Origin of the sequence: Acidovorax sp. SUPP950 (genome assembly GCF_030158935.1) — a bacterium.
GTDB lineage: Bacteria > Pseudomonadota > Gammaproteobacteria > Burkholderiales > Burkholderiaceae_C > Paracidovorax.
In genome coordinates, this window is the sequence record NZ_BQXE01000004.1 from 228187 (window position 1) to 251281 (window position 23095).

A 23095-nucleotide genomic window follows, 5' to 3' on the forward strand; every position below is an offset into this window, starting at 1 on the left:
GTTTCCGGGCTTTCCCGCCCCATCTCCCCATGCAAATCTCCCGCCGCCTTTTCGCCCTGGGCCTTGGCCTGGCTGCCGCAATGACCGCTCCGCTGGCTGCCCACGCGCAGGACCGCGAGCTGACCGTGGCCTCCAGCGCCACCTATGCGCCGTTCGCCTTCGAGAACAAGGACAAGCAGATCGTCGGTTTCGACATCGACATCATCAACGCCATCGCGAAGAAGCAGTCGCTCAAGATCAAGGTGGTGAACACCCCCTGGAGCGGCATTTTCGCGGCGCTGAACAACGGCGATGTGGATCTAGTGATCTCCGGCGTGACCATCAATGACAAGCGCCGCCAGAGCTACGACTTCACCGAGCCGTACTTCGCCGCCCAGCAGCTGATCGCCGTGCCCAAGGCGAGCTCCGTGGCTTCGCTGAAGGACCTGGCAGGCAAGAAGATCGCCGTGGTGAATGCCTCCACGGCGGACGACGTGGCCTCGCGCGAGTTTGGCAAGACCAGCCCGAACATCCGGCGCTTCGAGAGCACGCCGCTCATCATTTCCGAACTGGCGGGCGGCGGCGTGGATGCGGCCATCGGCGACAACGGTGTGATCGCCTACCGCGTGGCGCAGAACGCCGCGCTGAAGACGGTGGAAGACCCCGCGTTCCCCGTCGAGGGTTTCGGCATCGTCGTCAAGAAGGGCGACAAGGCGCTGCAGGACAAGCTCAACGCCGGCCTGGCCGCCGTGCGGGCCGATGGCAGCTACAACGAGATCTACAAGAAGTGGTTCGGCAAGGAATACAAGCCACGCTGATCGCTGATCGGCACGCCGCTTTTCGGCATGACACCACGGCCGCGCTGCGGCCGTTTTTGCGGGCGCCTATGCGCCCGACGCGACCAATGAGAGGAAGAGGCCATGGAGCCTGTTGAGTGGTTTGGCTGGTTCCGGCCGGACATCCTGGTGGAATACAAGGACCTGTTCATCCAGGGCGCGTGGATGACGATCGGCGTGACGGTGGTGTGCGTGCTGCTGGGCGGCACATGGGGGCTGTTGCTCGCGCTGGCCCGCCTGGCGCAGGCGCGCCATGCGCCGCTGAGCTGGGTGTGCCGCTATCTGCTGCGGTGGCCATCCACCGTGTATGTGAGCTTCTTTCGCGGCACGCCGTTGTTCGTGCAGATCCTGCTGATGCACTTCGCGGTGCTGCCGCTGTTCATCCATCCGACCTCGGGCCTGCTGGTGACGGGCGACTTCGCGCGCACGCTCAAGCAGGAGCATGGCGCGCTGATCTCGGGGATCGTGGCGCTCACGCTCAATTCCGCCGCGTACATCTCGGAGGTGTTCCGCGCGGGCATCCAGTCGATCGCGCGCGGGCAGTCCGATGCGGGGCGCTCGCTGGGCTTCACGCCCGGGCAGGTAATGCGCTACGTGGTGCTGCCGCAGGCCTTTCGCCGCATGCTGCCGCCGCTGGGCAACAACGCGATCGCGCTGCTGAAAGACACCTCGCTGATCTCCGCCATCGGCCTGGCCGAGATGGCCTATGCCGCGCGCACCGTGGCCGGGGCCTATTCGCGCTACTGGGAGCCGTATCTGGCGATTGCCCTGGCCTACTGGATCATGACGCTCGCGCTGACCGGCGCGCTGCGCAGGCTGGAAAGCCACCTGGCGCGCAGCGACCGGGTCTGAAGCCGCTGCTGGAAGGCGCTGGCGGTTTCAGCGCCGCACGGTGCTGGCGTCCTGCCCGAACAGCACCTTCTTCGCGTCTTCGTCCACGGTGGGGGCGGTGTTGATGCGCTGGACCAGGTCGTACGCCCTGACGGTGGCGGGGCGCTCGCGGATGCGTTCGAACCATTGCGCCAGATGCGGGAAGTCCTTGAGGTTCTGCCGCTGGCGCTCGTGCGGAACGATCCAGGGGTAGCAGGCCATGTCGGCGATGGAATACGTGCCGGCGATGTACTCGCGGCCATCGGACAGGTGCTTGTCCAGCACGCCATACAGGCGCCCGGTTTCCTTCACGTAGCGGTCGATCGCGTAGGCGATGGGCTCCGGCGCATATTGCGTGAAGTGGTGGTTCTGCCCCGCCATGGGACCCAGGCCTCCCATTTGCCAGAACAGCCACTGCAGGGCTTCGGTGCGGCCGCGCAGGTCCTGGGGAACGAACTTTCCCGTCTTGTCGGCCAGGTACAGCAGGATGGCGCCGGACTCGAACACCGAAATGGGCTCGCCGCCCCCCTTGGGCGCATGGTCCACGATGGCGGGAATGCGGTTGTTGGGTGCGATGCGCAGGAAGTCGGGCTGGAACTGCTCGCCCCGGCCGATGTTCACGGGCCGCACGCGATAAGGCAATGCGGCCTCTTCGAGGAGCATCGTGATCTTGTGGCCGTTGGGCGTGGTCCAGTAGTGCAGGTCGATCATGGCAGGGTTCCTTGGTTTTTCTGGCGAGGGCGGATTCATCAGCGCTTGCGGCCGCCGAACAGGCTGCCCAGCACGCCGCGCAGGATCTCCTTGCCCAGCGAGGTACCCATGGTGCGCACGGCGGATTTGGCCATGGTCTGCACCAGCCCGTCGTGCTTGCCGCCGCGTGGGCCGGTCGAGCCGAACAGCACGTCGTTCAGCCCGCCCATGACACCGCCGCCCGCGCCGTCGGTGGTGCCCCCCTTGGAGCCGGCGGGCGCCGTGGCGGCGGCTTCGGTGCGGCCCTGGAGCTTTTCGTAGGCGGATTCACGGTCCACGGCTTTCTCGTACACGCCGGCGACGAGCGAACCGGCCAGCAACGCCTGGCGCTGGGCGGGCGTGATGGGTCCCAACTGGCTGGCAGGGGGCAGCACGAACACGCGCTCGGTCACGCTGGGCCGGCCCTTGGCGTCCAGGAAGCTCACCAGCGCCTCGCCCACCGCCAGTTCGGTGATGGCGGTTTCGATGTCCAGGCCCGGCTTCTGGCGCATGGTGGTGGCCGTGGCCTTCACCGCTTTCTGGTCGCGCGGCGTGAAGGCGCGCAGCGCGTGCTGCACGCGGTTGCCCAACTGGGCCAGCACGCTATCGGGAATGTCGAGCGGGTTCTGGGTGACGAAATACACGCCCACGCCCTTGGACCGCACCAGCCGCACCACCAGTTCGATGCGCTCGATGAGCACCTTGGGCGCTTCGTTGAACAGCAGGTGGGCCTCGTCGAAGAAGAAGACGAGTTTAGGGACTTCCGGGTCGCCGATCTCGGGCAGCTGCTCGAACAGTTCCGACAGCATCCACAGCAAGAAGGTGGCATACAGGCGCGGCGAATTCATGAGCTTGTCGGCGGCCAGGATGTTCACGACACCTCGCCCGTCCACCGTCTGCATGAGGTCGTTGATGTCGAGCATGGGCTCGCCGAAGAACTGGGTGCCACCCTGCTGCTCGATCTGCAGCAGGCCCCGTTGGATCGCGCCTACGCTGGCGGCGCTGATATTGCCGTACCCTGTCGTGAATTCCTTGGCGTTGTCCCCGACGTACTGGAGCATGGACCGCAGGTCTTTGAGGTCGAGCAGCAGCAGGCCGTTGTCGTCGGCGATCTTGAAAACCAGGTTGAGCACGCCCAGCTGGGTTTCGTTCAGGTTGAGCATGCGGCCCAGCAGCAGCGGGCCCATGTCGGACACCGTGGCGCGCACCGGGTGGCCTTGCTGGCCGAACACGTCCCACAGGGTGGTGGGGCAGGCCAGGGGCTCCGGCAGCGGAAGGTCTCGCTCCTTGAGCGTGGCCGCCAGCTTGTCGCCGATACTGCCCGGTTGGCTGATGCCGGTGAGGTCACCCTTGATGTCGGCCATGAACACCGGCACACCGATGCGCGAGAAGCCTTCGGCCAGCGTCTGCAGGGTGACCGTCTTGCCCGTGCCGGTGGCACCGGTGATGAGGCCGTGGCGGTTGGCCAGGCCGGGCAGCAGATGGCATTCGGTGGTGCCATGCTTGGCAATGAGAAGAGGTTCGGCCATGGCGTCGGGGTGCGGAGTGGGGTGGGGTGCGTCAAAAGTAAAATCGCGGGCAGTAGATTAAATCAATACCAGAAGGACTCCTGTGGCAGGACACAGCAAATGGGCAAACATCCAGCACCGCAAAGGTCGGCAGGATGAAAAGCGCGGCAAGATCTGGACCCGGATCATTAGAGAGATCACGGTGGCGGCACGGGCGGGCGGGGGCGATGTCTCCGCCAATCCCCGGTTGCGTCTGGCCATCGAAAAGGCCAAGGCGGCGAACATGCCGGCCGACCGCATCAAGTACAACATCGACAAGGCCACCGGCAATGCCGAAGGCGTGAGCTACGAGGAAATCCGCTACGAAGGCTACGGCATCGGCGGCGCGGCCATCATCGTGGACACCATGACCGACAACCGCGTGCGCACCGTGGCCGAAGTGCGCCACGCCTTCAGCAAGCATGGCGGCAACATGGGCACCGAAGGCTCCGTGGCCTTCCAGTTCAAGCACTGCGGCCAATTGATCTTCGCACCGGGCACCAGCGAGGACCAGGTGATGGAAGTGGCGCTGGAAGCCGGCGCGGAGGATGTGGTCACGGGCGAGGACGGCGCCATCGAAGTGCTCACCGCCTACGCCGATTTCGAAGCGGTGAAGAACGCGCTGGAGGCCGCCGGCCTGGTGCCCGAGGTGGCCGAGGTCACCATGCGCGCCGAAAACACCATCGAGCTCGAAGGCGAAGACGCCGCGCGCATGCAAAAACTCCTCGACGTGCTGGAAGACCTGGACGACGTGCAAGAGGTCTATCACAACGCTGCCTTATGAACATGAGCCTGAACCTCTGCAATCGACCCCTGCCCGCCGAAGGGCCCACCTGCCTGCCGCCAGCGGCCCATCGGAGTCCGGTATGAAAGTCCTCGTGATTGGCGGCGGCGGCCGTGAACATGCCATGGCCTGGAAGCTTTCGCAGTCTCCCAAGGTCACGAAGGTCTTTGTGGCGCCGGGCAACGGCGGCACGGCCCTGAATCCCAAGCTCGAGAACGTGGCCATCACCGATGTGCGCGAACTGCGGGCCTGGGCGCACGAGCAGAAGATCGCGCTCACCGTGGTCGGCCCCGAGGCGCCTCTGGCCGCCGGCGTGGTGGACGAATTCCGCGCGCACGGACTGCGCATCTTCGGGCCCACGAAGGCTGCCGCGCAGCTCGAAAGCTCCAAGGCGTTCTCCAAGGCCTTCATGCGCCGCCATGGCATTCCCACGGCGGACTACGACACCTTCACCGATCCGGTGGCGGCCCATGCCTTCGTGGAGCGGCTGGGAGCGCCGATCGTCATCAAGGCCGACGGCCTGGCGGCCGGCAAGGGCGTGGTGGTGGCCATGTCGCTGCAGGAGGCCCATGACGCGGTGGACTTCATGCTGGTGGACAACAAGTACGGCGTGACGCACAACGAAGGCGGCGCATGCGTCGTGATCGAAGCGTTCCTGCAAGGCGAGGAAGCCAGCTTCATCGTGCTGTGCGACGGCAAGAACGTCACCGCCCTGGCGACCAGCCAGGACCACAAGCGCCTGAAGGACGGCGACCAGGGCCCCAACACCGGTGGCATGGGCGCGTATTCGCCCGCGCCCGTGGTCACCGCCGACGTGCACGCCCGCGCCATGCGCGAGATCATCCTGCCCACCATCCGTGGCATGGAAAAGGATGGCATTCCATACACGGGCTTCCTGTACGCCGGCCTGATGATCGATTCGACCGGCCACCCCAAGACGCTGGAGTTCAACTGCCGCATGGGTGACCCCGAGACACAGCCGATCCTCATGCGCCTCAAGAGCGATTTCGTCGATGTGCTGGGCGCCGCGGTGGACGGCAAGCTTGACCAGGTCGAATTGCAATGGGACCGCCGCACCGCGCTGGGCGTGGTGATGGCCGCGCACGGCTACCCGGAAGATCCGCGCAAGGGCGATGCGATCACGGGCCTGCCTGCGGACGCCGACGAAGCCATGGTGTTCCATGCCGGCACGGCGCTGAAGGACGGCGTGCCGCACACCACGGGCGGACGCGTGCTGTGCGTGACCGTGCTGGCCGACAGTGTGAAACAGGCGCAGCAGCGTGTGTACGACGTGGCCCGTGGCATCCATTTCGATGGCGCGCAGTACCGCCGCGACATCGGCCACCGCGCGGTGAAGAGCTGATGGCGGCACCCGCACCGACGCCTGCCCTGAACGCGGCCGACACGGCCACCCGCGTGCGGGCCTACCTGGAAGGGCTGCAGGCACGCATCACCTCGGCCCTGGAAGAGATCGAAGGGCCTGTAGCGCGCGGTGGCGGCCGGTTCCTGAACGATGCGTGGCGCAAGGCGCCGGGCGAACCGCTGCAGGGCGACGGCATCACCCGCATTCTGGAGGGTGGCCGGGTGTTCGAGCGCGCGGGCTGCGGCTTCTCGCACGTGCGGGGCGCCACGCTGCCGCCATCGGCCACGCAGCACCGGCCCGAGCTGGCTGGCGCACCGTTCGAGGCCATGGGGGTATCGCTGGTGTTCCACCCGGTCAACCCCTATGTGCCCACGGTGCACATGAACGTGCGCATGATCGTGGCGGCTCCGGCCGAAGGCGCGCCGGTGTGTTGGTTCGGCGGTGGCATGGACCTCACGCCCTACTATGGTTTCGAAGAAGACGCGGTGCACTTTCACCGCGCCTGCCGCGATGCGCTCAACCCCTTCGGCGAGGGCCTGTACCTGCGTTTCAAACGCTGGTGCGACGAGTACTTCTACCTCAAGCACCGCAACGAGCAGCGTGGCGTGGGAGGCATCTTCTTCGACGATTTTTCCGAGCTGGGCTTCGAGCGCAGCCTGGGCATGGTGCAGTCCGTGGGGGATGCGTTCCTGGGCGCCTACCTGCCCATCGTGCATCGGCGCCAGGCGATCCCGTTCGGTGATCGGCAGCGCGAGTTCCAGTGCTACCGGCGCGGTCGCTATGTGGAGTTCAACCTGGTGTGGGACCGGGGCACGCACTTCGGCCTGCAGTCGGGCGGGCGCACCGAATCGATCTTGCTGTCGATGCCGCCCATGGCGGGCTGGTCGTACCAGCGCCAGGAGGCTCCGGGCTCGCCCGAGGCTGAGCTCACACGGCGCTTTCTGGTGCGGCGGGACTGGCTCTGAACCCAGCCTGTGCGTTCGCAAAAAGGCCGAAAGCTATAATTTCAATAGCTGCTCGCGCTCATGCCATGAGCGCCGAAGGCCAAAAACACCCTTGATGTGCGCGGGATGGCCGAATCGCCACCCGGGCCCGCCGCATTGGCCGATGCCCGGGTTGCACGCTATATTGGCCCCATCCTTTTTAGACAAACGCCTGATGACCACCTCCTCCAAATCGGAATCCGCTGCCAAAAAAGACGTCACCAAGCTCCAGCGCGCCATCGTCGATGGCCTGGAAGACGTCAAAGCGCAAGACATCCAGGTGTTCAACACCGAGCACCTCTCGCCGCTGTTCGAGCGCGTGATCGTGGCGTCGGGCACCTCCAACCGCCAGACCAAGGCGCTGGCGGCCAGCGTGCGCGATGCGGTGCGCGAAGCGGGCTTCGGCAAGCCCCGCATCGAGGGTGAGGACAACGGCGAGTGGATCATCGTGGACTGCGGCGCCGCCGTGGCGCACATCATGCAGCCGGCCATCCGCCAGTACTACCGCCTGGAAGAGATCTGGGGCGATACCCCCGTGCGCTTGAAGCTCGGCGCTGTCAAGCCCAAGGCCGTGGAAGGCGCGGCAGGCACTGCGAAGAAAAAGCCCGCCGCCAAGAAGGCCGCCGCCGCTCCCGAACAACCCGCCCGCAAGCCCGGCGTGAGCAAGGTCGCGGCCAAGGCCCCTGCTGCGAAAGCCCCGGCCAAGACCGCAGCCAAGGCGACCGCAAAGCCGGCCGGCCGTGGCGCCCTGAAGCAGGCCGCGCCTGCAAAGACGACCGCGAAGACGGCGGCCAAGACGACCGCCAAGCCGGTGGCCAAGGCGCCCATCAAAACCCTGGTGGTCAAGCCCATCGCCAAGAAGACGGCGGGCAAGCCCGCAGCCAAGAAGGCTCCGGACCGCTCCACCGCCGCTGCGGCCCCCAAGGCAGCGCCCCGTGCTGCCACCGTGAAGACGGCGGCCAAGCGCCCCGCCGCCAAGAATTCGCCGACCCGCAGGGGCTGAGCCAGCGCCTGAGCGATCGATGAAGTTGCTGATCGTGGCCGTGGGCCAGCGGGTGCCCGATTGGGCGCAGACGGCCTACGACGACTACGCCAAGCGGTTTCCTCCGGAACTGAAGGTCGAGCTCAAGGCGGTGAAGACCGAGCCGCGCGGCTCCAAGACGCTGGAGACGCTCTACGCCGCCGAGCGCGAGCGCATCGAGGCCGCCATACCCCGCGGCACCCGTGTGGTGGCGCTGGACGAGCGGGGCACGTCCCTCACCACCAAAGCACTCGCAGAGCGTCTCAAAGGCTGGCAATTGGGGGGCGACGACGTGGCCCTGGTCATCGGCGGACCCGATGGCCTGGACCCCGCCTTTCGGCAGGCTGCGCACGAGCGCATACGGCTGTCCGACCTGACCTTGCCGCACGCCATGGTGCGGGTGCTGCTGATCGAGCAGCTTTACCGGGCGTGGTCGGTGAACGCGGGGCACCCCTACCACCGCGAATGAGCGCTGACGACCCGGCGGTGTCAGGCCTCGGCCAGTTCTTCGGACGGCGCAGCCGCTGCGCTGAGGTTGGCGGCTGGCGCCTGCAGGGCATAGGCGGGCGCGAACTCCGTGGCCAGCAGGCTGAAGGACAGCAGATCATGGTGCCGTCCGCTCCAGAACCCTGCACTGCGCAGCAACCCTTCCCGCTGGAACATCCAACGCTGCAGCATGCGGATCGATGGCAGGTTGTCGGGATGCACCGTGGCGCTGATGCGCATCAGCTGGAGATGGAGGAAGCACCAGTTCAGCACCCTGCCGATTGCTTCGTTCATGAAGCCCTGGCCCTGGTACGGCGCCGCCAGTTCATAGCCCAGTGCGGCGCTGAGCGTGGCGGCGTCGCATTGCGTGAAGTTGCATTGCCCGATCATGCCCGGCGCGTCCTTGCGCTCGATGGCCCAGCAGAACCCCGGGACGGGCCGCTGCGTCAATTGATCGGTCCAGTTCACGAAATCCAGAGCACCCTCCAGGTCTTGGATCGCGTTGTAGCCGGCCCACTGCCTTGACTCCGCATGCGCATGCATGGCGAGCATGGCCGGCGCATCGGCCGCCACCATCTTGCGCAGCCTGAGCCGCGGTGTCTCCAGTGTGGGAAAGAAGGTCATGCGCCATTCTTGAAAAGGCCGGCAGCGCAGGGCGGCTGGTTCCCGAAGCCGGCGCCGGCGAACCGAAGCGGCACGCGCGAGCGATCGGCTATCCTCGCGCCCCGTGCCGTCCTCTATTCCTTCCTTCATCTATCTCGCATCCCAAAGCCCGCGCCGCCGCCAACTGCTCGAGCAGTTGGGGATTCGCCATGAACTGCTGCTGCCCAATGCCGATGGCGATGTGGCCGAAGACGCAGAAGCCATCGAGGTGCCGCTGGCCAGCGAGCCGCCCGCCCGCTACGTGCAGCGCGTCACGGGGCTCAAGCTCGATGCGGCCGTCGCCCGCCGTGCCCGGCGCGGGTTGCCGGATGCGCCCATCCTTTGCTCGGACACCACGGTGGCCTGGGGTCGCACGATCTACGGCAAGCCCGAGGATGCCGCCGACGCGCGCCGCATGCTGGGCGAGTTGTCGGGGCGCACGCACCGCGTGCTCACGGCGGTGGCCCTGCAGCACGGCGAAACGCGGTCGGTCGCGCTGTCGGTCTCGAAAGTAACCTTTGCCGCACTCACGCCCGCCCAGATCGCGGCGTATGTGGACAGCGGCGAACCCATGGGCAAGGCCGGCGCGTATGGCATTCAGGGGCCCGCGGCGCAGTACGTGTCGCACTTGGCCGGCAGTTATACCGGCATCATGGGATTGCCCTTGTTCGAGACGGCGCAGCTGCTGCGCTCGGCCGGCATGCTGCGCGGCTGAATGGCGATGTGGGCCCAGTGACTCCGCCATGCAGGCGGGTTTCAGGCATCATGGGCGGCCACTTTTTTCCGACCCCATGCAACAAGACATCCTGATCAACTGGTCCCCCCAAGAAACCCGCGTGGCGGTGGTCGAGCACGGCGCGGTGCAGGAATTGCACGTGGAACGCACCCTGGAGCGGGGCCTGGTGGGCAACGTATATCTGGGCAAGGTCTCGCGCGTGCTGCCGGGCATGCAGTCGGCGTTCATCGACATTGGGCTGGAGCGCGCGGCGTTCCTGCACGTGGCGGATGTGTGGCACCGCCAGGAAGGCGGCGAGGCACCCATGTTCGCGCGCAAGGGCGAGCCGCCGGTGCCCATTGAAAAACAGGTGTTCGAAGGCCAGTCGCTCATGGTGCAGGTCATCAAGGACCCCATCGGCACCAAGGGCGCGCGCCTGTCCACGCAGATCAGCATCGCGGGACGGCTGCTGGTGTTTCTGCCCCAGGACGACCACGTGGGCGTGTCGCAGAAGATTCCTGCCGACGAGCGCGATGCCCTCCGCGGGCGTCTGCAGGCACTGGTGGGCGACAAGGCGTCGGGAGGCGGCGGCGGGTTCATCCTGCGAACCAATGGGGAAGATTCCACCGACGCCGAACTGGCCGAAGACATCGCCTACCTGCGCAAGACCTGGGCGCGCATCAAGGACGCCTCGCTGCGCCTGCCACCCATGTCGCTGCTGCACCAGGATCTGAGCCTGCTTCAGCGCGTGCTGCGCGATCTGGTGGGGGAGGAAACGGCCACCATCCGCATCGACTCGCGCGAACAGTTTTCCGCGCTGCAGGCCTTCGGCCACGAATTCATGCCGGCTGCGGCGCCCAAGCTCCAGCTGTACAAGGGCGAGCGGCCCATCTTCGACCTGTATGGCATCGACGAGGAAATCGGCCGGGCCCTGGGCCGGCGCGTCGATCTGAAGTCGGGCGGCTACCTGATCGTGGACCAGACCGAAGCACTGACCACCATCGATGTGAACACGGGCGGCTATGTGGGCGCCCGCAATTTCGACGACACCATTTTCAAGACCAACCTGGAGGCGGCGCAGGCCATCGCAAGGCAGTTGCGGCTGCGCAATCTGGGCGGCATCGTGATTGCGGACTTCATCGACATGGCGCGCGAAGACCACCAGCAGGCCGTGCTCGCGGAATTCAAGAAGCAGCTCGCGCGCGACCGGGTCAAAACCATGGCTGGTGGCTTTTCGCAATTGGGCCTGGTCGAGATGACGCGCAAGCGCACCCGCGAATCCCTGGCCCACATGCTGTGCGAACCCTGCGAGCATTGCCAGGGCAAAGGCATCGTGAAGACCGCGCGCAGCGTGTGCTACGACATCCTGCGTGAAATCTTGCGTGAGGCGCGCCAGTTCAACCCACGCGAGTTTCGCGTTGTTGCCTCGCCTCGCGTGGTGGAACTGTTCCTCGACGAGGAGAGCCAGCACCTGGCAGGGCTGTCGGATTTCATCGGCAAGCCCATCTCGTTGCAGGCCGAAACGGCGGTGGGACAGGAGCAGTACGACATCGTGCTGCTCTGAGAAGCGGGCGTGCCGCCCCAAACAGGCAACTTGCAATCCTTATCGGGGCGCGGTCAAGCGGCGCCTGGATCAGCCCTGGAAAACACAAGGAATCGGTAGCCCCATGGTGGATGCCGAAGCCATAATAAACAATCCATCCGGATGGTTTGTATGTATGTCTGAAGCCCATAAACGCCTGAAGCAACCCGAGTGGGTGCGCACCCGGCTGCTTGCCGTGGCGGCCGATCTGCTGGTGCAGGACGGCCCGGAGGCGGTCACCTTGGACGCTGTCGCGCACCGTGCCGGCGTGACCAAAGGCGGCTTGCAGCACCACTTTAGAACCAAGCAGGCGCTGCTGGATGCGCTGTGCGATCAGTTGTTCGATGCATTCGATGTGTTCTATGCCGCGGCACTCGAATCCGAGCCCGAAGCTCCAGGGCGGCACGCGCGGGCCTATCTGAAGACCTGTTTCCAAGGCGGCCAGACTGCCGAAGAGCGCCTCACGCAGCGTGCCATTGCCTTGCTGGCCCTGGCGTTGCCAGCCTGCCGCGAGCGCTGGAGCGCCAAGATGCGCGTCCTGCTGGCCGAAGACCGTGCCGACCCCGCCGCCACGGACCGATTGTTCCTGTGCCGCTTGGCGGCCGACGGCTTCTGGTTCGACCAGTTGCTGGATGTCTACGGCACGCCGCCAGACCGCAAGGATCGCCTTCTTTCCCTTCTGCTCGAACTCACCCAAGGAACCGCGCCATGACCGTGCATCCCAGCTATCTCATCTTGGGACTGGCCATCGCTTTGGAGGTCGTGGGCACCACCGCGCTCAAGGCGTCTGACGGCTTCACCCGCCTGGCGCCCAGCCTGATCACCGGGGTGGCGTATGCCGCCTCGTTCTACGCACTCTCGCTGGCCTTGAAGACGATTCCGGTGGGGGTCGCCTATGCTATCTGGTCGGGCGTTGGCATCGTGCTGATTTCGGTGGTGGGCTGGGTGGTGTTTCGGCAGCGGCTCGACGCGCCGGCGATGGTCGGCCTGGGGCTGATCATCGCGGGGGTGCTGGTGGTCAATCTCTTTTCCAAAAGCGCGGGGCATTGAACCGTGATGGCCCGTTCCGACATGGATTCCGCGCTTTTCAGCGATCAGTTTTTTTCGCGCGGTGCGCTGGTGGCGGCCCTTGCAGGCCCGCATGGCCCGCTGGCGTTCGAGCACTGCCGCTTCGACGGAGAAGACCTTTCCGGCCTGGACCTGGGCGGTGCCCGGTTCCTGGATTGCACCTTCGCCGAGACCCGCTTCGAGAAAGCGATGCTGGCGGATTCGCGCTGGCTGGATTGCAAGGCGCGGCAAGCGGATTTCAGCCTGGCCGATCTGTCCGGCGCCCGGCTGTGCAGCAGCGATTTCAACAACACGCGTTGGACCGGCACCAAGCTGGCGGGCGTGCTGTTCACCGAGGCCAAGCTGACGGGCGCGCATTTCAGTCAGGCGAGCACCTTGGGGCTGGAATTTCACCAGTGCCGACTGGTGGGCGCGGACCTGCGCGGGCTTTCGTTCCGCAAGCGCAGCCTGGAGCAATTGGATCTGTCCGAAGCCGACCTGGCTGGATGTGATTTCCGCGACGCGGTCTTCGAGGGTGGCAGCCTGCGGGATGCGAACCTGAAGAATGCACGCTTCGATGGCGCGGACCTGCGTTCGGTGGACCTGGGCGGCCTGACGGTGACCACCGTGGCCCAATCGTTCAAGGGTGCGATGCTGTCGATGGATCAGGCCGCTGCACTCATTGGTGGCCTGGGCGTTCGCGTGGGCTGACCGGGCAGGCGGGCCATCAGCGCTTTTGGCAAGCCATCGAATGCGCGCCAGCCTCCAGCTTTCGCTTTGCGTGCGGGACTGGTTGGCCGACTGACTTCGCTGGTTTTCGCGCTGCAGGGCATTCACGGACGGCGCATGCCACTCAACGCGGGCAGCCGCCACGGGGGCCGGTGCATGGCAGTGGACCCGGCTGAATGCCCCTGGCGTGGCGGTGGTGCAAAAAAGCCATGAGCCCTGCCGTGCCAGTGGCTGCCAGGAGCAGCAGCGCCACATAGACGCCAAGCGCATGTCCGAACGCCACGGTGTCGTTCCATGAGCGTGCGATACCGAGAAACGATGCGTATAGCCACGAGATCGAAGACACGGTGGCAAATCCAGTCAGCAGCAGCACCCGGCCCAGAGACCACTGCAGGAAGACCTTGCCCTGCTGCATGTAGGGAAACGCGAAATGGTGCATGAGCATTCCGTTCAACGTCAGCACGCACACGGTGAGCACTTTCATCCAGAGTTTCTCGTTGGCCAGATACCCGGGGTACTGTGCTTGGCCGACGTAGAGAAAGCCCAGCCCGGTCACCCACAGCACGCCCAACGCCACCGTCATCGTTCGCTTGGTGTGGAGCAGGTTCTCCCACTGCTGCGCTGAAATCGGGCGGTGGACGGAGCGAAGAAACCGGAAGTCATACTCCAGCATCTTTCCAACGGCAACGGCCATGGCGAGCAGGTGAACGAAGACGAGCGCATTCTTGAGGAGCATGGCGTGACGCACGGGGCGCCTTGAGAGTTGTCGCAGCGTGAGTGCCACAACCGTCCGTCTTTGGTTGCCTGCAGGTCAGCAGAATTTGCAGCGGGCACCTGACGGTTTCCATCAGCCCACTTGGGCGCGGCGTCCCATCGCGCCCCATGGCGCCTTTGCTGATGCCCTGTCGCACAGGGCCGGATTTTCTTGACTGGCTGCGCTACGCGTTGGCGGGACAACCAGAATGATCACCCTTTGTGATCAGAGCTTGCGCAGCCGCTGCAGTGCCTGGCGCAGCGTGTCGTCCTGCTTTGCAAAGCAAAACCGCACCACACGCTGGTCGAACCTGTCGCCATAGAAGGCAGACAGCGGGATCGCCGCCACGCCCACCTCGCGGGTGAGCCACTGGCAAAAGTCGGACTCGTTCAGATCGCTCACGGCCGAGATGTCCACGCACTGGAAGTAGCTTCCCGTGCTGGGCAGCAACCGAAGGCGCGAGCCTTCCAGCCCCTGGCGGAACAGGTCGCGCTTGGCCTGGTAGAAAGCAGGCAATTGCAGGTAGGGCGCCGCATCCTGCAGGTAGGCCGCCAGGCCGTGCTGCATCGGCGTGTTCACGGTGAATACATTGAACTGGTGCACCTTGCGAAACTCCCCCGTCAGCGCGGCCGGGGCCGCGACGGTGCCGACCTTCCAGCCGGTGACGTGGAAGGTCTTGCCGAAGCTCGACACGATGAACGCGCGTGCTGCCAGGCCGGGAAAGCGTGCCGCGCTCTCATGCTGCGCACCGTCGAACACCATGTGCTCGTACACCTCGTCGCTGATGAGCAGCACATCGGTGGGAGCGAGCAGTTCTTCCAGGGTGCGCATGTCCTCGGCCGTCCAGATGGTGGCGCTGGGGTTGTGCGGGCTGTTGATGATGAGCGCGCGCGTGCGCGGCGTGATGGCTGCGGCGATCTTGCCGAAATCGGGCCGGAAACTGCCCGGCGTGAGCGGCACCCGCACTACCGTGCCGCCTGCCAGTTCCACATTGGGGGCGTAGCTGTCGTAGCAGGGGTCGAGCACGATCACCTCGTCGCCCGCATGCACCGTCGCCAGGATGGCGGTCAGGATCGCCTGGGTGGCGCCAGCGGTGATGGTGATTTCCGTGTTGGCGTCATACCGGCGGGCATGGAGCGCTTCTATCTTGGCAGCCACGGCTTCACGCAGCGCAGGCACGCCTGCCATGGGCGGGTACTGGTTGTGCCCGGCGCGCATGGCGCGGTCCACGGCATCGATCAGCGCCGGGTCGCAGTGGAAGTCCGGAAAACCCTGGCCCAGGTTCACGGCGCCATGCTCGGCCGCCAGGGCCGACATTACCGTGAAGATGGTGGTGCCCACCTGAGGCAGTTTGCTGGGAAAGGCGGGCGTGCGCGGTGCGATGTCGGTGGAAGTCATGGCGCGAGGGGCTGGCTGGAAAGACGGTCTGGGAAAAGAGCAGGTTCGATGCAGAACGAAAGCCGCTTGGTGTGCAAGCGGTGGGGGTCAGAGTTCGTAATCGTTCACGTGGCCGGTCATGGCCCGGGCGATGAGTTCGCGGTTCAGGCGGTCGCTCAGCAGCTCGGCGAACTTATAGACGAAGTTGCGCAGGTAGGCGCCACGCTTGAACGCCACCCGCGCCACGCTCTGGCCGAAGAGGTGGCCCACGGGCCGCACCACCAGGTCGCCCAGCGGGTCGTCGCGCATCGCCATCTCGGCCACGATGCCGATGCCCAGGCCCAGGCGCACGTACGTCTTGATCACGTCGGAGTCGATGGCCTCCAGCACGATGCGCGGCTGCAGCTTGCGGGCGGCGAACGCCTGGTCGATCTTGCCCCGGCCGGTGAACGACGGGTGGTAGGTGATGAGAGCCTCGTGCGCGATGTCGTCCAGGCCCAGGCGCTCCTTTTGCGCCAGTGGATGGGCGGTGGGCATCACCAGCACATGCTGCCATTCATAGCAGGGCAGGGTGACCAGATCGGGATAGTCGGCCAGCGACTCCGTGGCCATGCCGATCTCGGCCACCTCGTCGATCACCATGCGCGCCACCTCGTGCGGCGTGGCCTGGTGCAGGCTGATGTTGACCTTGGGGTACGCCTCGCGCAGCTTGGCCACGGGGAGGGGCAGCACATAGCGCGCCTGCGTGTGGGTGGTGGCGATGCTGAGGGTGCCGCTGTCCTGGGCGCTGAACTGTTCGCCGATGCGCTTGAGGTTGCCGACCTCGCGCATGATCAGCTCGATGCTCTTGAGCACGTGCTGGCCTGGCTCGGTGATGCGCTTGAGCCGCTTGCCGTGGCGCGCGAAGATGTCCACGCCCAATTCCTCTTCCAGCTCGATGATGGCCTTGGACACGCCGGGCTGCGAGGTGTGCAGCGCCTTGGCGGCTTCGGTCAGGTTGAGGTTGCGGCGCGCGGCTTCCTGAACGAAGCGGAATTGGTGCAGATTCATATCGTATCGCTGCTAAAGAAGGCGATCATTATGCTGCAGTCGTCTAAGGAAAAACAGCGGCTGTCCAATTTTCGAAGGGCCCACTGCAGGCCCCCGTCTGAAGCCCACGTCAGGCCGAGCCGGCGATCTCAGCCATCAATGCGGTCATGCGCGGATCTTCGCCGATCGCGCCCTGAACCTCGAACTGCACGCCGGGGTGCGTGGCGCGCAGTGTCTGTACCAGGAGTGGAAGGTCCTCGCGGGCGTGCTTGCCCGTGCCCAGGAACATCGGCACCACCGTCACCTGCCGGGCACCTTCGTCCACCAGCGACTGCACGGCCTGCGCGAGGTCGGGCGTGGTCAATTCGAGATAGGCGCAGCGCACCCGCAGTTCGGGGCGATGCTGCTGCAGGTGGACCTGGACCGCCTCCATCGGGGCGCGCCACAGCGGGTCGCGCGAACCATGGGCGAACAGGACAACGCCTCGGGGTGGGGTAGCAGTCAACGCGTGTGGTCCTTGGTTCATCGGCGCAGCACCAACCAGCCGAAAGCGGCCAGCGAAAGCACCGAGTAGATCAGCCCCGGCGCCGCCGCAGTGAGCCAGGGTGACCAGTTCTGCAGGTTGCCCGCGTAGCCGAAAACGTTGTTCAGCAGGAAGAAGCTGATGCCAGCCATCACCCCGCCGAACACATAGCCCGCGATGCCACCCGAGCGGAAATGCAGGTAGGCGAAGGGCAGCGAGAGCACCACCATCACCAGGCAGCTGAGCGGGTAGAACACCTTGCGCCAGAACTCGATCTCATAGCGCTGCGCCGACTGGCCGTTGGCCTCCAGATGCCGGATGTACTGGAACAGGTCGATGGTCGCCATGCGGTCGGGCTTGAGCAGCGCCGCGGACACCATGTCGGCGCTGATGCGCGTGGGCCAGCGCAGTTCGGCCTCCTGCAGGCGCTCCACCCGTGCTTCCGCCTCGCCGCTGCGATGGAACACGCTGCGCTTGACCTGTTTCAGCTCCCATTGGTCGTTGCCGACCGTGCCGCTGGCGGCCTGCAGGGTGGAGGCCACCCGGCCGTCCGCATCGAACTCGAATACGCGGATGTTGAGCATGCCGCCATCGGGGCTGAGCGCACGCACGTTCACGGCCATCGAATGGGTGCCCTGGCGCTCCTTGAGCCAGGCGCCCGTCGCGCCGGTGGTCAGTTGCCCCAGGTGCCGCGCCTTGACCAGTTGCGCCGCGCGGTCGGTCATCGGTGCGATGTAATCGCCGACGGCGAAGGTCAGCATGACGAACCCCAGGCCCAGCACCAGCAGTGTGCGCAACGCACGCCAGGGCCCCAGGCCGCTGGTGCGCATGATGGTGAACTCCGAGCTTTGCGCCAGCCGCGCCATCACGAAGATCGTGCCGATCAGCACCGTGATCGGCAGCAGCTCGTAAAGGTGGCTGGGAATGCTGAGCGCGACGAACAGCATGGCATGGGACAGTTGGTAGCCGTCCGGCCCCGTGCGGCCCACCCAGCGCAGTTCATCGACCATGTCGAAGAAGAAGAACAGCGCGAGAAAGCCCAGTGTGACGAAAGCCACGGCCGACAGGGCTTCGCGGTAGATCAGGCGGCGGATCGTCTTCATGCCCGGCCTCCACGGCGCCACAGCATGCTGGGCGACCAGCGATGGTGGCGTGCCGTCAGCAGCGCCAGGCCCAGGGCCAGCGTGCCGCCGTGCAGCAGCAGCATGAACGGCACCACGCCGAGCCGTCCGGAACTGATCCAGCTTTGTCCCAGGGTCATGAGGTTGTAGTAGACGACGAAGGCGAACAGCGCCAGCACCAGGCTGCTGCTGCGACCGGCGCGGGGGTTCACGCTGGCCAGCGCGAGCCCCATCACCACGAAATTGAGGGCGGCCACCGCCAGGCCGAAACGCCAGCCCAGTTCGGCGCGGAAGGCCGGCTCGGCCGAGGCCAGCAGGGCAGGGGTGGAGATGGTCTTGACGGCCTGCTCATCCTGCGCGCCCGGGGGCGCCGATCCGATGCGGGTGCCGTACTCGATGAACTCGCTCACCTTGAGCCCGGGCTTGTCCACGGTCGTCTCCAGGCGCTGGCCGTCGCTCAGCAGCACCATGCGCTCGCCGTTGCGCGTCTCCAGCCGGGCGCTGCGGGCGGATGTCACGGTCTCGCGGCCGCGCTCGGTCGAGGCGATGAAAACGTTGCTGGCCTGTTCGTTGTCCGGGCTTTCCCGGTCGATGAAGAACACGCGGCTGCCGTTGGCGGACTCCTGGAATTCACCGGGCGCGATGCGGTCCACGTCCCCGCGCTGTTCGTACTGCACCTTGAGGGCCTGGATCTGCTGGTTGGCCCAGGGCCAGATCACCAGGGCCAGGGTCGCGATGACCAGCATCACGGGCCAGGCAAAGCGCAGCAGCGGAGTGAGCAGGTTGATGAGCCCCCGGCCACTGGCGAACCAGATCACCATCTCGCTGTCGCGGTACATGCGCGAGAGCGTTCCGACCACGGCCACGAACAGGCTCAGGCTCAGGATGGTGGGCAACTGCCCGAGCACGGTGAAGCCCATGACGAGCATCACGTCGGAGGGATTGACGCTGCCGCGCGAGGCCTGGCCGAGCGTGCGGATCAGCATCATGGTCATGACCACGGTGACCAGCACCACCAGGGTCGCGCCGAAGCTGCGCGCCAGCTCCTTGCGAATGGATGAATCGAATAACATTGGCTCGAAGGAAAACACCGATTATGAACTTCGATCTGAAGACCCTGAGCCTTGACGGCGCCGCCGCCGAGAAATGCGACCTGCTGGCCATCGTGGTGGCCGACGGCGCGAAACCCGCCGGCGGTGCGTTGCCCAGCCTGATCGCCCATGCCCTCAAGAACGGCGACTTCGACACCAAGGCCGGCAAGAGCCTGCAGCTGTACCAGATGCCCGCCGTGGCCGCTCGCCGCGTGGTGCTGCTGGGCGGTGGCGACGGCTCCGCGCGCGCCACGCGCCAGGCCATCCTGGCTGCGGCCTCTTTGCTCAAATCCCCCCAGGTCAAGCGCGCCGCGGTGTGCTTCGCCGCGCCCCCCGTCAGCGGGGCCGTCTGCGCCGCCGTGCAGGCGCTGGCCGAAGCCACCTACATCTATACCGCCACCAAATCCAAGACCGAGCCCCGCGTGCTGTCGCGCGTGGTGCTCGGCGTGGTGGACGCCGCTGCCGCCAGGTCCGAGTTCGCGCGTGGCGCAGCGTTGGTGTCGGGCATCGAATATGCCCGCGAGTGGGCCAACCGCCCGGCCAACCATGCCACGCCCACGCTGCTGGCGGGCGCCGCGAAGGCACTGGCCAAGTTCCCCTCCGTCCAGTGCAAGGTGATGGGCCCCGCAGAAGCCGCCAAGCTGGGCATGGGTGCGTTTCTGGCGGTGGCGCGCGGCTCGGAAGAGCCGCTGCGCTTCATCGAGTTGCGCTATGACGGCGGCGTTCGCGGGCAGGCGCCCACGGTGCTGATCGGCAAGGGCATCACCTTCGACACAGGCGGCATTTCGATCAAACCCGCGGCCGAGATGGACGAGATGAAGTTCGACATGGGCGGCGCCGCCAGTGTGCTGGGCGTGTTCCGCGCACTGGCCGAACTTAAGCCCTCCATCAACGTGGTGGGCCTCATTCCCGCGTGCGAGAACATGCCCGATGGCCGTGCGGTCAAGCCCGGCGACGTGGTCACCAGCATGAGCGGCCAGACCATCGAAGTGCTGAACACCGACGCCGAAGGCCGGCTGGTGCTGTGCGATGCCATTACCTACGCCGCGCGCTTCAAGCCGGCGGCGATGGTGGACATCGCCACCCTGACCGGCGCCTGCGTGGTCGCGTTGGGCGGCCTGCGCAGCGGCCTGTTCGCCACCGACGACGCGCTCGCGCAAAGCCTGCAGGCGGCTGGCGATGCGGCGCTCGATCCGTGCTGGCGCATGCCGCTGGACGACGAATATGGCGAGGGGCTCAAAAGCAACTTCGCCGACATGGGGAATGTGGCCGGGCGGGCTGGCGGCGCCATCACGGCGGCCAAGTTCCTGCAGCGTTTCGTGGGCGACACCCCGTGGGCGCACCTGGACATTGCCGGCACGGCCTGGAAGGGTGGCGCCGCCAAGGGCGCCACGGGCCGGCCGGTCGGCTTGCTGGTGCAATACCTGCTCGATGCGGCGGCGCAACCCCGGGCCAAGGCGCCGGCGCGCAAGCCGGTGGCCAAGGCCGCGCGCGCGCCGCGCGTGTCGGCCCGCTGATCGCGCCCACCGGTTGGCCATGACGGAAATCGCTTTCCACTTCAACGCGCCGGACAAGCTGGCCTATGCCTGCCGCTTCGCGCGCAAGGTGCTGCGCAGCGATGCCCGGCTGGTCATCACGGGGCCGGAGTCCGCGCTTGACGGCCTGGACCGCGCGCTCTGGGCGATGGCTCCGCAGGATTTCGTTGCCCACTGCAACGAGCGCGACGGTGACGACCTGCGCGAGGCCTCGCCCGTGCTGCTGGCGCAGGACCTGCGCCTGGCGCCGCACCACGAGGTGCTGCTGAACCTGGGCGGTACGGTGCCCCAAGGCTTCGAGCGGTTCGGCAAGCTGGTGGAGGTGGTGAGCGCGCACGACGAGGCCGACCGCAGCGGTGCGCGCGACCGGTGGCGCCACTATGCGTCGCGCGGCTACCAGATCGTGCGGCACGACCTCGTGCTGAAAGGCGCTTAATGTCTTCACCACCCAAGGCGCCCCCCAGATTTGTGCCCACACTCACCGATGTGGTGCAGCTTTCGGACGGCGTACCCGGCGTGGGGCAGCCGAGCCCCGCGGTGCCGGGTGCGGCGGCCCCTGCAGTGCCCGCGGTTTCGCCGTCGTTCGTCAAGCCTCCCGTGGTCGCCGGGTTGCCGCCCCGGCCGGTCCTGTCGCCTGTCATGGCGCCGGCCATGGCGCGGTCTGCCACGCCGCCCGTTCCCCCGGCGGCGGCCCACACCCCCGCGCCTTTGCCGGCCCCCGCGCCCATGGACTTGGCCCTGCCGGCTGCCGGGCTGAAGGACATCGAAGAGGTGGTGATCCACCGTGTCATGCAGCGCGTCGACGTGGTGCTGGACCAGCGGCTGCGCGAGGCGATCGCCACCGTGGTCATGGAGCAGACCCGCTCCATGGTGCCCCGGCTGCGCGAAGAAGTGGAGTCGGTGGTGCGCCATGCGGTGTACGAAGCCGTGGCCGAAGAGCTGGCTGGACACCCCGGAGCGTCCTCCGTTTGACCTCCTTCGGGGGTGCGTTGGGTCAGTGACAGGGTATTCCCCTGTGGTTTCTGCCGCATGTCATCGTGTTCCCTAGTGATCTGGCCCATAAATTGCGATATGTTTCCGGCGTTGAGACACAACAATATTTCTCAGCGCTCACCCCTTAATGGAGATTCATATGCAACTGAAGTTGAAACTGACCGTGGTTGCCGCTATCGCGGCTTTTGCCGGCGCGGCCTCTGCACAAGAGCAGGTGGTCAAGATCGGTCACGTGGGACCGGTTTCCGGCCCACAAGCCCACTACGGCAAGGACAACGAAAACGGCGCCCGCATGGCAGTTGAAGAACTGAATGCCCAAGGCGTCACGATTGGCGGCAAGAAGATCAAGTTCGAACTGCAGGCGGAAGACGATGCTGCAGATCCGAAGCAAGGCACCGCCGCCGCACAGAAGCTGTGCGATGCAAAGGTTGCTGGCGTGGTGGGCCATTTGAATTCCGGCACGACCATCCCTGCCTCCAAGGTGTACAACGACTGCGGCATTCCCCACGTCACCGGCGCCGCCACCAACCCCAACCTGACCAAGCCAGGCTACAAGACGACGTTCCGCATCATCGCCAACGACAACGCCCTGGGCGCTGGCCTGGCGTTCTACGCGGCCGACACGCTGAAGCTCAAGACCGTGGCCATCGTCGATGACCGCACGGCCTACGGCCAGGGCGTTGCCGACGTGTTCAAGAAGACGGCGGCCGCCAAGGGCATGAAGGTGGTGGACGAGCAGTTCACGACCGACAAGGCCACCGACTTCATGGCCATTCTGACGGCCATCAAGTCCAAGAACCCCGATGCGGTGTTCTACGGCGGCATGGACCCCCAGGCCGGCCCGATGCTGCGCCAGATGGAACAGCTGGGCATGGGCAACGTGAAGTACTTCGGTGGCGACGGCATCTGTACCGCTGAAGTGGCCAAGCTGGCCGCCGGCGCCAAGACGCTGAACAACGTGGTCTGCGCCGAAGGCGGCGCTTCGCTGGCCAAGATGCCTGGCGGCACCGCATGGCGCGCCAAGTACGACGCCAAGTACCCCAACCAGTTCCAGGTGTACAGCCCCTACACCTACGACGCCACCATGCTGCTGGTCGATGCCATGAAGCGTGCCAACTCGTGGGATCCGAAGGTCTACATCCCTGAACTGCAAAAGTCCAACTACAAGGGCGTGACGGCCAACATCGCCTTCGAACCCAATGGCGAACTGAAGAACCCCGCCATCACCCTGTACGTGTACAAGGACGGCAAGAAGACGCCTCTGAACTGAGCGCGCAGCGGCACCGCCGGTTGAAAGACCGGTGGTCCACGCCAAGCAAAAGGCCTCCGGTTCGGAGGCCTTTTTTCATGGTGCGGCTG

Annotated in this window: 25 protein-coding genes; 16 read left to right on the top strand and 9 right to left on the bottom strand. The window is 66.0% G+C overall.

Annotated elements, in window-relative coordinates; translation table 11 throughout:
• The first annotated feature begins 29 nt into the window (after positions 1-29).
• Both AVME950_RS17975 and AVME950_RS17980 read left to right on the top strand, forming a co-directional pair.
• Positions 30-797 (top strand): basic amino acid ABC transporter substrate-binding protein, encoded by a 768-nt coding sequence (locus AVME950_RS17975; RefSeq protein ID WP_272563770.1) that lies wholly within the window; start codon positions 30-32, stop codon positions 795-797.
• A gap of 102 nt (positions 798-899) precedes the next feature.
• Positions 900-1667: an amino acid ABC transporter permease gene (locus AVME950_RS17980; RefSeq protein ID WP_272563769.1), complete on the top strand. Its 768-nt coding sequence runs from the start codon at positions 900-902 to the stop codon at positions 1665-1667.
• 27 nt (positions 1668-1694) lie between these two features.
• Here AVME950_RS17980 and AVME950_RS17985 read toward each other — a convergent pair whose 3' ends face one another.
• Both AVME950_RS17985 and AVME950_RS17990 read right to left on the bottom strand, forming a co-directional pair.
• The gene (locus AVME950_RS17985; RefSeq protein WP_284430860.1) at positions 1695-2396 is read right to left on the bottom strand and encodes a glutathione binding-like protein; all 702 of its coding nucleotides are present in this window, start codon (positions 2394-2396) and stop codon (positions 1695-1697) included.
• A gap of 38 nt (positions 2397-2434) precedes the next feature.
• Complete coding sequence (locus AVME950_RS17990; protein WP_284430861.1) at positions 2435-3943, bottom strand: helicase HerA-like domain-containing protein; 1509 nt, start codon at positions 3941-3943, stop codon at positions 2435-2437.
• 82 nt (positions 3944-4025) lie between these two features.
• On the opposite strand from AVME950_RS17990, the gene AVME950_RS17995 reads away from it, so the two are divergent.
• The 5 genes from AVME950_RS17995 (at position 4026) to rlmH (ending at position 8581) form a co-directional block, all read left to right on the top strand.
• Positions 4026-4745, top strand: a complete 720-nt coding sequence (locus AVME950_RS17995) for a YebC/PmpR family DNA-binding transcriptional regulator (protein ID WP_272563766.1) — start codon at positions 4026-4028, stop codon at positions 4743-4745.
• Positions 4746-4827: 82 nt separating this feature from the next.
• The gene (purD, locus tag AVME950_RS18000; RefSeq protein ID WP_284430862.1) at positions 4828-6108 is read left to right on the top strand and encodes a phosphoribosylamine--glycine ligase; all 1281 of its coding nucleotides are present in this window, start codon (positions 4828-4830) and stop codon (positions 6106-6108) included.
• Positions 6108-7073, top strand: coding sequence for an oxygen-dependent coproporphyrinogen oxidase (gene hemF / locus AVME950_RS18005; RefSeq protein ID WP_284430863.1), 966 nt, complete (start codon positions 6108-6110; stop codon positions 7071-7073). Before purD ends, hemF begins: the two co-directional genes overlap by 1 nt.
• Positions 7074-7266: 193 nt before the next feature.
• Positions 7267-8094, top strand: a complete 828-nt coding sequence (gene rsfS, locus AVME950_RS18010) for a ribosome silencing factor (protein ID WP_284430864.1) — start codon at positions 7267-7269, stop codon at positions 8092-8094.
• A 19-nt stretch (positions 8095-8113) separates the two neighbouring features.
• A complete protein-coding gene (gene rlmH, locus AVME950_RS18015) occupies positions 8114-8581 on the top strand; it encodes a 23S rRNA (pseudouridine(1915)-N(3))-methyltransferase RlmH (RefSeq protein WP_054255308.1) in 468 nt (155 codons plus the stop codon).
• A 20-nt stretch (positions 8582-8601) separates the two neighbouring features.
• Here the strand turns inward: rlmH and AVME950_RS18020 are convergent, their stop codons facing one another.
• The gene (locus tag AVME950_RS18020) at positions 8602-9222 is read right to left on the bottom strand and encodes a GNAT family N-acetyltransferase (protein WP_284430865.1); all 621 of its coding nucleotides are present in this window, start codon (positions 9220-9222) and stop codon (positions 8602-8604) included.
• A gap of 115 nt (positions 9223-9337) precedes the next feature.
• On the opposite strand from AVME950_RS18020, the gene AVME950_RS18025 reads away from it, so the two are divergent.
• From AVME950_RS18025 to AVME950_RS18045, 5 genes are all read left to right on the top strand, one after another.
• A complete protein-coding gene (locus AVME950_RS18025) occupies positions 9338-9955 on the top strand; it encodes a Maf family protein (protein ID WP_284430956.1) in 618 nt (205 codons plus the stop codon).
• A 76-nt stretch (positions 9956-10031) separates the two neighbouring features.
• Entirely contained in the window at positions 10032-11519 is a 1488-nt protein-coding gene (gene rng, locus AVME950_RS18030) for a ribonuclease G (RefSeq protein ID WP_284400347.1), read from the top strand.
• Between the two features lie 103 nt (positions 11520-11622).
• Positions 11623-12249: a TetR/AcrR family transcriptional regulator gene (locus AVME950_RS18035; protein ID WP_284430866.1), complete on the top strand. Its 627-nt coding sequence runs from the start codon at positions 11623-11625 to the stop codon at positions 12247-12249.
• Complete coding sequence (locus AVME950_RS18040; protein WP_284430867.1) at positions 12246-12587, top strand: SMR family transporter; 342 nt, start codon at positions 12246-12248, stop codon at positions 12585-12587. The genes AVME950_RS18035 and AVME950_RS18040 overlap by 4 nt, the downstream gene beginning before the upstream one ends.
• Positions 12588-12593: 6 nt before the next feature.
• Positions 12594-13295, top strand: a complete 702-nt coding sequence (locus AVME950_RS18045; RefSeq protein WP_284430868.1) for a pentapeptide repeat-containing protein — start codon at positions 12594-12596, stop codon at positions 13293-13295.
• Positions 13296-13437: 142 nt separating this feature from the next.
• Here the strand turns inward: AVME950_RS18045 and AVME950_RS18050 are convergent, their stop codons facing one another.
• The 6 genes from AVME950_RS18050 to lptF all read right to left on the bottom strand — a co-directional run bounded on the left by AVME950_RS18050 (position 13438) and on the right by lptF (position 19190).
• Positions 13438-14049, bottom strand: coding sequence for a hypothetical protein (locus AVME950_RS18050; RefSeq protein WP_284430869.1), 612 nt, complete (start codon positions 14047-14049; stop codon positions 13438-13440).
• A 243-nt stretch (positions 14050-14292) separates the two neighbouring features.
• A complete protein-coding gene (locus AVME950_RS18055) occupies positions 14293-15465 on the bottom strand; it encodes a pyridoxal phosphate-dependent aminotransferase (RefSeq protein WP_284430870.1) in 1173 nt (390 codons plus the stop codon).
• 87 nt (positions 15466-15552) lie between these two features.
• Positions 15553-16494 carry a CysB family HTH-type transcriptional regulator gene (locus AVME950_RS18060; RefSeq protein ID WP_092743937.1) on the bottom strand — a complete coding sequence of 314 codons (942 nt, stop codon included), beginning with the start codon at positions 16492-16494 and terminating at the stop codon, positions 15553-15555.
• A gap of 109 nt (positions 16495-16603) precedes the next feature.
• A complete protein-coding gene (locus AVME950_RS18065) occupies positions 16604-16999 on the bottom strand; it encodes a sirohydrochlorin chelatase (RefSeq protein ID WP_284430871.1) in 396 nt (131 codons plus the stop codon).
• The gene (gene lptG / locus AVME950_RS18070; protein WP_284430872.1) at positions 16996-18099 is read right to left on the bottom strand and encodes an LPS export ABC transporter permease LptG; all 1104 of its coding nucleotides are present in this window, start codon (positions 18097-18099) and stop codon (positions 16996-16998) included. Before lptG ends, AVME950_RS18065 begins: the two co-directional genes overlap by 4 nt.
• Complete coding sequence (gene lptF / locus AVME950_RS18075; RefSeq protein WP_272563754.1) at positions 18096-19190, bottom strand: LPS export ABC transporter permease LptF; 1095 nt, start codon at positions 19188-19190, stop codon at positions 18096-18098. The genes lptG and lptF overlap by 4 nt, the downstream gene beginning before the upstream one ends.
• A gap of 23 nt (positions 19191-19213) precedes the next feature.
• Between lptF and AVME950_RS18080 the strand changes: the two genes are divergently transcribed.
• The 4 genes from AVME950_RS18080 (at position 19214) to AVME950_RS18095 (ending at position 23006) form a co-directional block, all read left to right on the top strand.
• On the top strand, positions 19214-20725 hold the full coding sequence (locus tag AVME950_RS18080) for a leucyl aminopeptidase (RefSeq protein WP_284430873.1): 1512 nt from the start codon (positions 19214-19216) through the stop codon (positions 20723-20725).
• Between the two features lie 19 nt (positions 20726-20744).
• Positions 20745-21179, top strand: a complete 435-nt coding sequence (locus tag AVME950_RS18085) for a DNA polymerase III subunit chi (protein ID WP_284430874.1) — start codon at positions 20745-20747, stop codon at positions 21177-21179.
• Complete coding sequence (locus AVME950_RS18090) at positions 21179-21715, top strand: hypothetical protein (protein ID WP_284430875.1); 537 nt, start codon at positions 21179-21181, stop codon at positions 21713-21715. The genes AVME950_RS18085 and AVME950_RS18090 overlap by 1 nt, the downstream gene beginning before the upstream one ends.
• A 160-nt stretch (positions 21716-21875) precedes the next feature.
• Positions 21876-23006: a branched-chain amino acid ABC transporter substrate-binding protein gene (locus AVME950_RS18095; RefSeq protein WP_272563750.1), complete on the top strand. Its 1131-nt coding sequence runs from the start codon at positions 21876-21878 to the stop codon at positions 23004-23006.
• Positions 23007-23095 lie beyond the last annotated feature (89 nt).